Annotated in this window: 14 protein-coding genes; 6 read left to right on the top strand and 8 right to left on the bottom strand. The window is 70.1% G+C overall.

Annotation, left to right across the window (positions count from 1 at the left end; genetic code table 11):
* Positions 1-45 precede the first annotated feature (45 nt).
* The 5 genes from EXE58_RS11675 to miaA all read right to left on the bottom strand — a co-directional run bounded on the left by EXE58_RS11675 (position 46) and on the right by miaA (position 5,123).
* On the bottom strand, positions 46-822 hold the full coding sequence (locus EXE58_RS11675; protein ID WP_135268047.1) for an SDR family NAD(P)-dependent oxidoreductase: 777 nt from the start codon (positions 820-822) through the stop codon (positions 46-48).
* Positions 823-910: 88 nt separating this feature from the next.
* On the bottom strand, positions 911-1,696 hold the full coding sequence (gene dapF / locus EXE58_RS11670) for a diaminopimelate epimerase (protein WP_135268046.1): 786 nt from the start codon (positions 1,694-1,696) through the stop codon (positions 911-913).
* Positions 1,697-1,767: 71 nt separating this feature from the next.
* On the bottom strand, positions 1,768-3,591 hold the full coding sequence (gene ggt, locus EXE58_RS11665; protein ID WP_135268045.1) for a gamma-glutamyltransferase: 1,824 nt from the start codon (positions 3,589-3,591) through the stop codon (positions 1,768-1,770).
* Between the two features lie 68 nt (positions 3,592-3,659).
* Positions 3,660-4,190 carry a dihydrofolate reductase family protein gene (locus EXE58_RS11660; protein WP_135268044.1) on the bottom strand — a complete coding sequence of 177 codons (531 nt, stop codon included), beginning with the start codon at positions 4,188-4,190 and terminating at the stop codon, positions 3,660-3,662.
* 12 nt (positions 4,191-4,202) lie between these two features.
* Entirely contained in the window at positions 4,203-5,123 is a 921-nt protein-coding gene (gene miaA / locus EXE58_RS11655) for a tRNA (adenosine(37)-N6)-dimethylallyltransferase MiaA (protein ID WP_135268043.1), read from the bottom strand.
* A gap of 276 nt (positions 5,124-5,399) precedes the next feature.
* Between miaA and EXE58_RS11650 the strand changes: the two genes are divergently transcribed.
* Positions 5,400-5,894, top strand: a complete 495-nt coding sequence (locus EXE58_RS11650; protein ID WP_135268042.1) for an NUDIX domain-containing protein — start codon at positions 5,400-5,402, stop codon at positions 5,892-5,894.
* A complete protein-coding gene (locus EXE58_RS11645; RefSeq protein ID WP_135268041.1) occupies positions 5,891-6,181 on the top strand; it encodes a hypothetical protein in 291 nt (96 codons plus the stop codon). Before EXE58_RS11650 ends, EXE58_RS11645 begins: the two co-directional genes overlap by 4 nt.
* A 53-nt stretch (positions 6,182-6,234) precedes the next feature.
* On the opposite strand, the gene EXE58_RS11640 is transcribed toward EXE58_RS11645, so the two are convergent.
* Together EXE58_RS11640 and miaB are read right to left on the bottom strand one after the other, a co-directional pair.
* A complete protein-coding gene (locus EXE58_RS11640; protein ID WP_135268040.1) occupies positions 6,235-7,212 on the bottom strand; it encodes a type IV toxin-antitoxin system AbiEi family antitoxin domain-containing protein in 978 nt (325 codons plus the stop codon).
* A 113-nt stretch (positions 7,213-7,325) separates the two neighbouring features.
* Positions 7,326-8,888, bottom strand: coding sequence for a tRNA (N6-isopentenyl adenosine(37)-C2)-methylthiotransferase MiaB (gene miaB, locus EXE58_RS11635; protein ID WP_135268039.1), 1,563 nt, complete (start codon positions 8,886-8,888; stop codon positions 7,326-7,328).
* 94 nt (positions 8,889-8,982) lie between these two features.
* On the opposite strand from miaB, the gene EXE58_RS11630 reads away from it, so the two are divergent.
* From EXE58_RS11630 to EXE58_RS11615, 4 genes are all read left to right on the top strand, one after another.
* Positions 8,983-9,771: an amino acid ABC transporter ATP-binding protein gene (locus EXE58_RS11630; protein ID WP_135268038.1), complete on the top strand. Its 789-nt coding sequence runs from the start codon at positions 8,983-8,985 to the stop codon at positions 9,769-9,771.
* Positions 9,772-9,822: 51 nt separating this feature from the next.
* The gene (locus EXE58_RS11625; RefSeq protein ID WP_135268037.1) at positions 9,823-10,713 is read left to right on the top strand and encodes a glutamate ABC transporter substrate-binding protein; all 891 of its coding nucleotides are present in this window, start codon (positions 9,823-9,825) and stop codon (positions 10,711-10,713) included.
* 90 nt (positions 10,714-10,803) lie between these two features.
* On the top strand, positions 10,804-11,457 hold the full coding sequence (locus tag EXE58_RS11620) for an amino acid ABC transporter permease (RefSeq protein WP_167288836.1): 654 nt from the start codon (positions 10,804-10,806) through the stop codon (positions 11,455-11,457).
* Positions 11,454-12,317: an amino acid ABC transporter permease gene (locus EXE58_RS11615; protein ID WP_135268035.1), complete on the top strand. Its 864-nt coding sequence runs from the start codon at positions 11,454-11,456 to the stop codon at positions 12,315-12,317. The genes EXE58_RS11620 and EXE58_RS11615 overlap by 4 nt, the downstream gene beginning before the upstream one ends.
* A 15-nt stretch (positions 12,318-12,332) precedes the next feature.
* On the opposite strand, the gene EXE58_RS11610 is transcribed toward EXE58_RS11615, so the two are convergent.
* Positions 12,333-12,809 carry a hotdog fold domain-containing protein gene (locus tag EXE58_RS11610; RefSeq protein ID WP_135268034.1) on the bottom strand — a complete coding sequence of 159 codons (477 nt, stop codon included), beginning with the start codon at positions 12,807-12,809 and terminating at the stop codon, positions 12,333-12,335.
* Positions 12,810-12,895 lie beyond the last annotated feature (86 nt).

Genomic DNA, 12,895 nt, shown 5'->3' with positions numbered 1-12,895 from the left:
CCTACCCCTGTGCGTGCGAGACGAAACCCTGTGGTGGAACGTGACTCACTTGGGTGGCATCCGGATGCCGCCGTCGACCCGGATGGTCTCGCCGTTCATGTAGGAGTTGGTGACGCACTCCACGACCATGCTCGCGAGCTCCTCGGAGTGGCCGAGCCGCTTGGGGAACAGCACGTTCTGGCCGAGGTTGGCCTTGAACTGCTCCGGATCGGGGAAGGCGTCGTAGATGGGCGTGTCGATGAGGCCCGGCGCGACGGTGTTGACGCGGATCCCGGAGGCCGCGAGGTCGCGTGCGACCGGCAGGGTCATGCCGACGACGCCGCCCTTGGATGCGGAGTAGGACGCCTGGCCGATCTGGCCGTCGAAGGCCGCGACCGAGGCGAGGTTGACGATGGCGCCGCGCTGGCCGTCGGCGTCGGGCTCGTTGCGCGACATCACCGTCGCGGCCTGGCGCGTCATGTCGAAGGTGCCGATCAGGTTGATCTCGACGACCTTGCGGAACGCGTCGAGGTCGTGGGCCGAGGCCACCTGGCCGTCGCGGCCGATGGTGCGCTGGGCCCACCCGATGCCGGCGGAGTTGACGCACGCACGCAGCGGCGCGATCTCGGCAGCGGCCTCGACCGCGGCCGTGATCTGCTCGGTGTCGGTCACGTCGACCTTGGCGAAGACGCCGTTGATCTCGGCCGCCAGAGCCTCGCCCTTCTCGGCGTTCAGGTCGGCGATGACGACGGTCGCGCCCTTGGCGGCGAGGGCGCGCGCGACGGCGGCCCCGATGCCGCTCGCTCCGCCGGTGACGATGGCTGAGGATCCGGTGATGTCCATGGCCGCGATCCTAGGGCGGGTCCGACGGGCACGACACAGGTGGGCCACCACTGTTCATTCACGTGAATGAACAATCCGAGGACCATCTTCAGAGGTCGGTCTCGCCCTCGGCGACCAGCTCGGCGGGCCCGGTCATCAGGACGCGGTCGTCGTGGGTCCAGGTGATCTCGAGCGAGCCGCCCGGCACGTCCACGACGTACGACGTCCCGCGCGGCGCCCCGTCGGCCAGCGCCGTCGCGACCATCACCGCACACGCCCCGGTGCCGCAGGAGCGCGTCTCGCCGGACCCGCGCTCGTGGACCCGCATGGCGACGTGCCGCTCGCCCCGTCGTACGACGAACTCGACGTTGACGCCCTCGGGGTAGACGGCCGGGTCGTGGTCGGGGGCCGCCAGGAGCGAGCCGGCGTCGGCCAGGTCGTCGACGAACGCGACCGCGTGGGGGTTGCCCATCGACACGTGCCGGGCCGGCCAGGAGCGGCCGTCGACACCCACCTCGGTCTCACCGAGCACCGCAGGGCTGCCCATGTCGACGGTGTAGCCCGAGTCGGCGGGTGTCACGACCTTGGTGCCGCCGCGAGTCTGCACCACGATCGGGAACGGCTCGCCCTCGTGCTCGTGGAGGTAGCGGGCGAAGACCCGGACGCCGTTGCCGCACATCTCGCTGACCGAGCCGTCGGCGTTGCGGTAGTCCATGAACCAGCCGTCGTCCTGCCGCACCGCCCGGAGCACGCCGTCGCCGCCGATGCCCGCACGCCGGTCGCACAGTGCGCGCACCCGCTCGGCCGACAGGTCGCCGTGGACCATGCCGTCGGCGTCGGGGAGCACGACGAAGTCGTTCTCGGTGCCGTGGCCCTTGAGGAAGCGGTAGCTCACTCCCCCAGTGTCCCATCAACCCTTCGTCGGTCGTGGTGGGAGCGCAGCGAGCCTCGAGACCAGCGCGGCCGCTACCGCTTGACGACCTTGGCCGAGCCCCCGCCGCGCCGCGACGGCTCGGCGACCGCGGTCAGCCGCTTGCCCGGGCCGAGCTCGATCGCCGTCGCGGCGCCGATCTCGGCAGCGCTGGTGAAGGCGTCGCCGGCAGGCACGAGGGTGTGGCCCAGCGCCGTCAACGCAGCTCCGTGGGCGGCGATGAACTCCGGCTCCGCGGTGACGTTGACGCTGTTGCGCTGGGTCGCCCGCGGTGCCGCGATGGCCTCCTGGATGGTCATGCCGAGGTCGATCCGGTTGACCAGCATCTGCAGGACCGTGGTGATGATCGTCGACCCGCCCGGCGAGCCGAGCGCGACGAAGGGCTTGCCGTCCTTGAGCACGATCGTCGGCGACATCGAGCTGCGCGGCCTCTTGCCGGGCTGGATCCGGTTGGGGTCGGCCGGGTCGTAGACCGTCGAGAAGTCGGTCAGCTCGTTGTTGAGCAGGAACCCGTGCCCGGGCACGACCATCCCCGACCCGCCGGTCTGCTCGATCGTGAGGGTGTACTCCACGACGTTGCCCCACCGGTCGGCGACCGTGAGGTTGGTGGTCGAGATGTTCTCGGTGTCCTCGTCGACCTCACCGCCGCCAGCAGCAGGGCCGCACACGCCGTCGTACGACGACGCATCGCCCGCCGCGACCGGCTTGGTGGCCGCCTTCGTCGGGTTGAGCGAGCAGGCCCGCTCAGCGGCGAACCTGTCGTCGAGCAGTGCGCGGACCGGGACGTCGACGAAGGCGCGGTCGCCGAGGTACTTGCCGCGGTCGGCGAACGCGAGCGCGCTCGCCTCGAGGTAGTGGTGCAGCGCCTGGTCGACCGTCATCGCCGAGAGGTCGTAGCGCTCGAGGATGTTGAGTGCCTCGCCCACCGTGGTGCCGCCCGAGGACGACGGCGCCATGCCGTAGACCTCGTGGCCGCGGTAGTCGGACTTCGTGGCGCGCTGGACCCGGACCGCGTAGTCGCGCAGGTCGCGCGGCGTGAGGTAGCCCGGCGGGACCGGCAGGTCGGTGTTCCTGGTGGTGCGCGGGTCGCGGACGATGTCGGACATCAGGCGAGCCAGCGGGCCGCGGTAGAACGCCCTGGTGCCCAGGTCGGCGATGGCGTCGTACGTCGCAGCGAGCTCGCGGTTGCGGAAGATCGAGCCGACCTTCGGCGCGTCACCGCCGGGGAGGAACAGCTTCTTGGACGCGCGGTAGGCGCGGAAGCGCTCCTCGTTGTCGAGGGTCTGCTGGCGGAAGGTCTCGTCGACGACGAACCCGCGCTTCGCGACCTTGGTCGCGGGCTTGAGCGCCTCGGCGAGGGAGAGCGTCCCCCACTTGTCGAGCGCGCGCTCCCAGGTGGCGAGGGTGCCGGGAACCCCGACACTGACGCCGCTGGTGACCAGCTCGGGGGTGAAGTTGTAGGGCTTGCCGGTCGCCGGGTCGATGAACGCGTCGTTGGGCATCTTGCGCGGCGCGGTCTCGCGACCGTCGATCGTGCGCACCTTGCCCGACCTGGCGTCGTAGTGGACGAAGTAGCCACCCCCGCCGATGCCTGCGCTGAACGGCTCGGTGACACCCAGGGTCGCCGCCGCGGCGACGGCCGCGTCGACGGCGTTGCCGCCGCGCCTGAGCACCTTGATGGCGGCCGCGCTGGCCTCCGGGTCGACGGTGGAGACCGCGCCCTTCCTGCCGACGGCCGTGGGGTCCTTGACCGTCGGCCGGGCCTCGGGCCCGTTGCTCGACGTGGCTGTGGGCGCGGCGACGAGAAGGGCGGCGAGGACGCCTGCCGACGTCGCGGCAGCCGTCAGGGATGGGCGCATGTGCATCTGGGACCTCCGAGAAGTGGGTCCCCTCACCCTGCGCCCGGTCGGCTCTTCTGTCCAGCCCCTCAGCGCACGACGCTCCAGCGACCGCACAGGAAGTCACGGTTGCGGGCGACGTCCTCGAGCCGCAGCTCGACGTGCCGTGGGAGCACCGGCGCGCCCGCACCGATGGTCACCGGTGCGAGCTGCAGCCACACCTCGTCGAGGAGGCCTGCGTCGTGGAAGCGGCCCACGAGCTCCCCTCCCCCGACGACCCACAGGTCCTTGCCGTCGGCCGCCTGGGCCATCTCGTCGTGCACGGCCCGCAGCGCCGCCTCGTCGTCGGCCTGTGCGAACCGCACGCTGGCGGGTGCCTCGGGGAAGTCCCGGTGGGTCAGCACCCACGTCGGCAGCTCGCCCCACGGCTCCTCGTCGTGGTCGAGGATCCACTGCCACGTCGTCGCGCCCATGACGCAGGCGCCGACCTGTTGGCGGAACCCGGGATAGGCCATCGGCCCGTCCATGTCGATGTCGCGGCTCAGCAGCCAGTCGAGGGAGTGGTCGGGTGTCGCGATGAAGCCGTCGAGGGTGCAGCCGGAGTAGTAGATGGTCGCCATGGCCCGACGATGTCACCGACCACTGACAACCGCGAGGGCCTTCTCCACCAGGCCCGGGTCGTCGTACGACAACCACGTCACGCGCGGGTCCTTGCGGAACCACGAGTCCTGGCGACGGGCGAACCGCCGGGTGGCGGCCTTCGTCTGGTCGACCGCCTCCGCGAGCGAGCGGTCGCCGCGCAGGAAGCCGACCACCTCGCGGTAGCCGATCGCCCGGACGGCGGTGCGGCCCTCCTCCAGGCCGGCGGCCAGGAGCCGCTCGACCTCGTCGACCAGACCTGCCTCGAACATCGCGTCCACCCTGCGCGAGATCCGCTCGTCGAGGGTGGGTCGGTCGATGTCGAGCCCGACCTGGACGGTGCGCGGGTCGGCGTACTCGAGCTTCGGCAGGCTGGCGCTGAAGGGCCGCCCGGTGAGGGCGATGACCTCGAGGGCGCGTACGACACGTCGGCCGTTGTCACGCTGGATCTGCTCGGCGGCTGCCGGGTCGACGCCGCGCAGCCGGTCGTGCAGCGCGGACGGACCGACGCGCTCGAGCTCGACCTCCAGCTCGCGGCGCAGCGAGTCGTCGGTGCCGGGGAACTCGAACCGGTCGAGCACCGCGCGGGTGTAGAGGGCCGAGCCGCCGACGAGCACCGGCGTGCGACCGCGGCCCCGGATGTCCGTGATCGCCTCGCGCGCCCAGCCCTGGAACTGCGCGACCGAGGCCGCCTCGGTCACGTCGAGGACGTCGAGCAGGTGGTGCGGGATGCCGCGGCGCTCCCGGGGAGGGAGCTTGGCGGTGCCGATGTCCATGCCCCGGTAGAGCTGCATCGCGTCTGTGTTGACGACCTCGCCGTCCAGGCGCTCGGCGAGGTCGAGGCTGAGCCCGGTCTTGCCCGAGGCGGTGGCCCCGACGACGGCGATCGTCGTCGGAGGTCTGGTGTCGGACATGCTGGGTAGTGTCCCAAGGACGAGGCCGTCCGCTCGGGGCGGCACCCAGGATCGGAGGAACACATGAGTCTCCTCGAGCACGATGCCTTTTTGGGAGCGACCGACACCACGGCGCCGCCGGAGCCGCCGCCCCGGCCGGGAACCCCCAGCCCCGGTGGCCCGCCCCCGACCGAGCCGATGACCGACCCGATGACGGACCCGGCGCAGCCCGGGCCGCCTCACGACCCCACCAACCCGGCCACCGGGGAGGCGCCTCCCCGGCCCTAGGTTGGCCGGGTGACTGAGTCCTTCGTGGTCGTCCCCGCCTCCTACGTCTACCTGCTGCGCGAGGGGGCCGACGGTCCCGAGGTGCTGCTCCAGCAGCGCGGCCCGGTGCCCTACATGCCCGGTCACTGGGCCGCCGCCGCGGCCGGCCACGTCGAGCGCGGGGAGACCGCGTTCGACGCCGCCCGGCGGGAGGCGCTCGAGGAGCTCGGCCTCACCCACGTCGACCTCGAGTTCGAGCTCACCATGCAGCGCACCGCGGGAGGGGCGCCGATCGACGAGCGGGTCGACTTCTTCTTCACCGCGCGCTCGTGGGACGGCGAGCCGGCCGTCGCCGAGCCGGAGAAGTGCGCCGAGATCCGCTGGTGCAGGCTCGACGCACTGCCCGAGCCGATGGTCCCCCACGAGGCCCACGCGCTGAGCCTGCTCGGGAGCGGCGAGCGCTACGTGTCGTTCGGGTTCGCGGGGGTACCCACCCCGGAGACGGACACAGGAGGCGCACCATGAACGACAAGCTCGAACCCATGCCCGAGCCCTTCACCACCGAGCCCGAGCTCCACCCCGGCGGCGTCGACGCCATCCCTGACCTGCCCGACGACGAGGTGCTGGGCCGCGACCTCGACCCCGACGACAACCCGGCGGTCGACGACGCGCTCCCTCCCCAGGTCGCAGCCCCCGACGAGGACAAGAAGCAGGCTCCCGAGGGCGAGGCAGACGACCAGGAGGCCGGCACAGAGCGCTCTCCCGAGGCGGGCCAGGAGGCCGAGGACGGCTCGGTCGAACCGCCTGCCTAGCGATCGTGGAACTTCGAGGTCACCGGCTGGCCTCGGGATTCCACGATGTTCCCTCAATCGGTCCCGGCGAGCGCACACCCAGGTCCGCACGCGTGCCCTGCGGGCCACCCCGCACTCTCCAGGAGCCGCGCGATCTTCGCCGCGGTGGAGCACGGCCGGTCGAAGACCTGCCCGTAGGTGAGCCGGACTGTCCCGCGCCCCTCGACCGCTGCGTCCAGGTCCCGCTCGAAGTCCTTGTCCCGCTGCTCGGCCGTGTCGTGCCAGAGCCGACCGTCCAGCTCCACGAGCCGCATCCCGTAGGCCACATCTCGGTAGACGACACCGCTCTCCGTCTCGACCCTGTGCTGCCGCTGCCCGGCTGGTAGGCCATGAGGGCGCTCGATCAGGTGGAGGTAGCCGTGCTCGAGGACTGAGCAGGTGCCCAGACCCACGTCCTCGAGCACGGAGCTCAAGAAGTCTCGTCGAGGCGCGCGTGCTCGCTGGTCCAGCAGCTCCTTCATCCGCAGCGCCGTCGTGTGCCGGCTCTGCACCGCGCGAGCGACGGTGCCGATGGCCGCGAAGTCGTCGCGTGCCGACAAGGCGGCGTCGAGCGCCGCGTCGTCGTAGCGGAGACGGGGCGGTCCGAGGTTCCACTGGACACGATCAGCGAGGCCGAAGGTGCGCACCACCTCGACGCCCGCGGGTGGGGTCACCCGGCGTTCCCGCGGGACGACGACGTGGATCGAGCCAGAGTCGCGGCCCCGGCCCGGCCCGTCAGCGGCCCGCATCGCGGAGGCGCCGCCGAGGGCTGCTCCGAGCAGTTCATCACCCGAGGCACGGGCACGCGGACCGCAGAAGAGCACGGCTCCCCAGGCTCGCTGGAGCCACGTGGCAACACCCGTGTGGTCGAGGTAGACCCCGGCGAAGAGCGGGGTGAGCTCGCGGCGCCGCACCAGGCGTCGCACGTCGTGGGCTTCCAGCCCCAGCGCCAGTGCCTGGGCGCGCGAGACGACTCCATGCTGTTGGGCCAGCGTCGGCCGGAGTCGTTCCATCCCGCACCACCATGGCGGAGACGAGCGGTCACCGCGATGCCAGCGTCGGGACCTGTGGACAAGACGATCGTGGAGCTCCGAGGTCATCTGGTGACCTCGGGATTCCACGATGATCAGCCGCAGGCGGGCGCCGGCGACAGCGGGGCCGGCACGCCGACCGACGGCATGCCGAGACCGACGCCGGTCGCGACCGGGGTCGTCGTACGACGCTCCCAGGCGTCGCCGGCGCGGGTGCGGCGGACGCCGAGCACCCGCTTGTCGGCGACCAGGTGGTGCGGCGCGGCGTAGGTGACCTGCACCGACACCATGTCGCCCGGGCGCGGCAGGTCGGCCTCTGCCAGCCCCTCGACGGAGAAGTGAACGAGCCGGTTGTCGGGCGCCCGGCCGGAGAGCCGGCGGGTCGCGGCGTCCTTGCGGCCCTCGCCCTCGGCGACCATCAGCTCGAGGGTGCGACCGACGAGCGCCTTGTTCTCCTCCCAGGCGACCTCGTCGACGAGGGCGACGAGACGCTGGTAGCGGTCCTTCACGACGTCGGGCGGGACCTGGTCGTCGAGGACGGCGGCGGGGGTGCCGGGGCGCTTGGAGTACTGGAAGGTGAAGGCGGCCGAGAAGCGCGCCGCCCGCACCACGTCGAGGGTGGCCCGGAAGTCCTCCTCGGTCTCGCCGGGGAAGCCGACGATGATGTCGGTGGTGATCGCCGCGTCGGGGATGGCCGCGCGGACACGCTCGATGATCCCGAGGTACTTGGACTGGCGGTAGGACCGGCGCATCTCGCGCAGGATGCGGTCGGAGCCCGACTGCAGCGGCATGTGCAGCGACGGCATGACGTTGGGGGTCTCGGCCATCGCCTCGATGACGTCGTCGGTGAACTCGGCCGGGTGGGGCGAGGTGAACCGCACCCGCTCGAGCCCCTCGATCGAGCCGCACGCGCGCAGCAGCCTGGAGAAGGCCTGGCGGTCGCCGAACTCCACGCCGTAGGCGTTGACGTTCTGGCCCAGGAGGGTGATCTCGGTGACGCCGTCGGCGACGAGCGCCTCGATCTCGGCGAGGATCTCGCCGGGTCGGCGGTCCTTCTCCTTGCCGCGCAACGCCGGGACGATGCAGAACGTGCAGGTGTTGTTGCAGCCGACGGAGATGGAGACCCACGCGGCGTACGCCGACTCGCGCTTGGTCGGCAGCGTCGAGGGGAAGACCGAGAGCGACTCGAGGATCTCGACCTGCGCCTCGGCCTGGGAGCGGGCGCGGTCGAGCAGAGCGGGCAGCGAGCCGATGTTGTGGGTGCCGAAGACGACGTCGACGTAGGGAGCCCGCTCGAGGATGGTGTCGCGGTCCTTCTGCGCCATGCACCCGCCGACCGCGATCTGCAGGTCGGGGTTGGCGGCCTTGACCGGGGCGAGGTGGCTGAGGTTGCCGTAGAGCTTGTTGTCGGCGTTCTCGCGCACCGCGCAGGTGTTGAAGACGACGACGTCGGCCTGCGCGTCGGCGCCAGCCCCCGCCTTGTCGAACGCGACGTACCCCGCGTCCTCCAGCAGGCCGGAGAGCCGCTCGGAGTCGTGGACGTTCATCTGGCACCCGTAGGTGCGGACCTGGTAGGTGCGGGGCTCCCCGATGGTCGAGGAAGGACTAAGCCCTGTCTCGAGACCAAGGGCGTTGGCGTGTTCGGTGGTGGTGCTCATGACCGGGCAAGGATACGTCGGCAGGACCCACCGTGACCTCATCGTGATGGAGCCCTTCATGGCCGCAGTCGCCTGAGCCCGATAGGTTGCCGACATGACTGTGACTGGGGACACGTCCGACGGCGTCCTGTCCGAGGGTGGCCGCGGCGAGCCGCTCGTGGTGCTCAAGGACGTCCAGAAGCACTTCGGTGACCTGCACGCCCTCAAGGACATCGACCTCACCGTCAAGCGCGGCGAGGTCGTCGTGGTGATCGGGCCGTCGGGGTCGGGCAAGTCGACCCTGTGCCGCACGATCAACCGCCTCGAGACGATCGACTCGGGGCTCATCAGCCTCGACGGCAAGGAGCTCCCCCAGGAGGGCAAGACGCTCGCGGCACTGCGTGCCGAGGTGGGCATGGTCTTCCAGAGCTTCAACCTCTTCGCCCACAAGACGATCCTCGAGAACGTCACGCTCGGCCCGATCAAGGTCCGCGGGATGAAGAAGTCCGAGGCCGAGGCCAAGGCCCGCGAGCTGCTCGAGCGGGTGGGCGTGGCTCACCAGGCCGACAAGTACCCCGCCCAGCTCTCCGGCGGCCAGCAGCAGCGCGTCGCCATCGCGCGGGCGCTCGCGATGGAGCCCAAGGTGATGCTCTTCGACGAGCCCACCTCGGCGCTGGACCCCGAGATGATCAAGGAGGTCCTCGACGTCATGGTCGACCTGGCCCAGCAGGGCATGACCATGATCGTGGTGACCCACGAGATGGGCTTCGCCCGCACCGCCGCCGACCGCGTCGTCTTCATGGCCGACGGCGCCATCGTCGAGGAGAACACCCCCGAGGAGTTCTTCACCAACCCCTCCTCCGACCGCGCCAAGGACTTCCTCGGCAAGATCCTCAAGCACTGAGCATCCCCATCAACCACGAAGGCCTTCTGGCCGGGAGAGAAGGAGAACCAGATGAGATTCACCAGGACCAAGGCGCTCATCGCCACCGCAGGGCTGGCGCTGTCGCTGGCAGCGTGCGGTGACGCCGGTGACGAAGGCGCCGAAGGTGTCGACGTCGACGTCGCCGAGAACGCCGCCGACGAGTTCGAGGACGGCACCGCGATGAAGGAGTTCGCCGAGTCCGGCGAGATCACCATCGGCGTGAAGTACGACCAGCCCGGCATCGGCTTCAAGGGCGCCACCGACGACATGCCGGTCGGGTTCGACCCCGAGATCGGCAAGATCCTGGCGGCCGACCTCGGCATCGCGCCCGAGGACATCACCTGGAAGGAGACGATCTCCGACAACCGCGAGCCCTTCCTCCAGTCCGGTGAGGTCGACCTGGTGATCGCGTCCTACTCGATCACCGACGAGCGCCGCGAGGTCGTGGGCCAGGCCGGCCCCTACTACGTGACCGGTCAGCAGCTGCTGGTGAAGTCCGACAGCGACATCGAGAGCCTCGAGGACGTCGCCGGCACCGAGGTCTGCTCGGTGACGGGCTCGACGTCGCTCGAGAACATCGAGGCCGAGGGCGCCAAGCCGCGTGGCTTTGACACCTACTCCGAGTGTGTCGACCAGGTCCTCAACGGCACCGTCGACGCGATGACCACCGACGGCGCGATCCTGCTCGGCTACGCCGCCGAGCACCCCGACGACCTCAAGGTCGTCGTGGAGCCCTTCTCCGAGGAGCGCTACGGCGTGGGCTACAGCCAGGACAAGCCCGAGATGTGCCAGTGGATCGTCGACACGATCACCGAGGCACAGGACGACGGCGACTGGGAGGACGCGTTCGAGGCGACCCTGGGAGCTTCGGGTGTCGACACGCCCGAGCCGCCGGAGATGGACGAGTGCCCGGCTGCGTGACGCACCGGTGACCCGGGTGGTGCCGGCCCGCTGCAGGCCGGCACCACCCACCACCCTGACCATTCCCCGAGCTCCGCAGGAGGTGACTGCGTGGACGACGTGATCAACAACTTCGACCTGGTCCTCAAGGCGTTCTGGCTGACCATCCAGCTGACCGTCCTCTCCGGCCTGGCCTCGCTCTTCCTCGGCACGCTCCTCGGCGCACTGCGGGTCGGTCCCATCTCCGTGCTGCGCCAGTTCGCCTCGATCTACGTCTCGGTCGTGCGCAACACCCCACTGCTGGTCATCTTCATCTTCGTCTTCATCGCCGCGCCCACGCTCGGCTGGTTCATCGAGACGCCCTTCCTGCTGAAGGGCGTCATCACGATGACCATCTACACCTCGGCCTTCGTCTGCGAGAACGTCCGCTCCGGCGTCAACTCCGTCGCCCTCGGCCAGGCCGAGGCAGCGCGCGCGATCGGGTTGACCTTCACCCAGGTGATGAGCCAGATCATCCTTCCCCAGTCGTTCCGCGCGATCGTGCCTCCGTTGGTGAGCACGCTCATCGCCATGACCAAGAACACCTCGATCGCCGCGGTGTTCGGCCTGATGGAGGCCACCGGCCGCATGCGCTACTTCACCAACAACAACGCCGACGACCGACCGCTGATCTTCCTCACCTTCGCCCTCGGCTACGTCATCATCGTCGAGCTGATGTCCTTCGGGGCCAGCCGCCTCGAGCGGCGCTGGCAGGTGGCCCGATGAGCAGCGGCAACGTCCTCTTCGACGCACCCGGACCCCGCACCATCGCCCGGCACCGGATCTACAGCGTTGCCGCGTGGGTGGTGCTGGTGCTCGCCATCCTGCTCGTGGTCAAGCGGATGAACGACGAGGGCGAGCTGGTCTACGACAAGTGGGAGCCGTTCCTCACCCCTGACTACATCCGCGTGCTCCTGGTCGACGGCCTGTGGCAGACCGTCCAGGCGGCCGTCTTCGCGATCCTCGGCGCCGTGGTGTTCGGCCTGGTCTTCGGCATCGGCAAGCTCTCCGAGCATGCCTGGCTGCGCTGGCCGTCCTGGGCCGTCGTCGAGTTCTTCCGCGCAGTGCCGCTCCTGCTGCTGATCATCTTCATCTTCTTCACCTACGGCACCGGCGACGGGATCGGCTCCTTCTGGTCGCTCGTGCTCGGCCTCCTGCTCTACAACGGCTCGGTGCTCGCCGAGGTGTTCCGCGCCGGCATCAATGCCGTACCCAAGGGACAGGCCGAGGCCGCCTACGCGATCGGCATGCGCAAGAGCCAGGTGATGGTCACCGTCCTGCTGCCGCAGGCCGTCAAGATCATGCTGCCCGCGATCATCAGCCAGATGGTCGTCGCCCTCAAGGACACCAGCCTCGGCTACGCGATCCTCGCCCCTGGGCTGACGCGCATCGGCAAGTCCATCTACGGCGAGTTCGGCAACCAGTTCCAGACCGTGATCGTGGTCGCCTCTCTCTACATCGCCGTCAACCTGCTGCTGACGTGGCTGGCGACGTGGGTGCAGAAGCGCTTCGTGGGCGAGAAGAAGATGCTCAGCGTCTCGATGGTCGGCGAGCAAGACCAAGGCTCGACGCAGCCGACGCGGTGACCAGCGCCGGCGAGGTCAGCGCCTGGTCTTCGGGCTCTTCGGGGTCACCCAGAGCCTGATCACGCCCTCGACGACGACGGTGCCGTCTTCGCGCACCCCGCGCACGCGCACCGGGACGTCGGGGTCCTCGGAGGTCCACTGCTCGGGGTCGGTCTCCGCGATGCAGGTGATGTCGGTGTCGGCCTTGGCCGGGTAGGTCACGTCCATGCCCTTGGGGATCCAGCGCTTGTCGGCGGGCACGCTCGCCTCGGCCAGCGCGCCCATCGCAGCCTCGAGGCCGTTGCAGATGGCGATGACGTGCACGGTCTTGATGTGGTTGTGCACCTTGCGGCGCTTCTTGATCACCAGCTCGACGTGGTTGGGCTCGAGCACGGTGAAGCGAGGCGAGACGGTCGAGAAGTAGGGCGCGATCTGGCTGAAGGCGATCGAGAAGAGGCGCTCGCCCTGGGGCAGCGGAGTGAGCTTCTTCCAGAGCTGGAGGACGTCAGGCATGGAGCCATATTACTCGTCAGTAACCTGTTGTGCACCCGGGTCTCCCGCCTTGCACCCGATGCATGGGGCGCTAGGCGTGAAGGTCC

The sequence above is a fragment of the Nocardioides seonyuensis genome, from assembly GCF_004683965.1.
Classification (GTDB): Bacteria; Actinomycetota; Actinomycetes; order Propionibacteriales; family Nocardioidaceae; genus Nocardioides; species Nocardioides seonyuensis.
The sequence above is the reverse complement of the archived record's forward strand: the minus strand, read 5'-3'. Positions and strand labels throughout refer to the sequence as shown.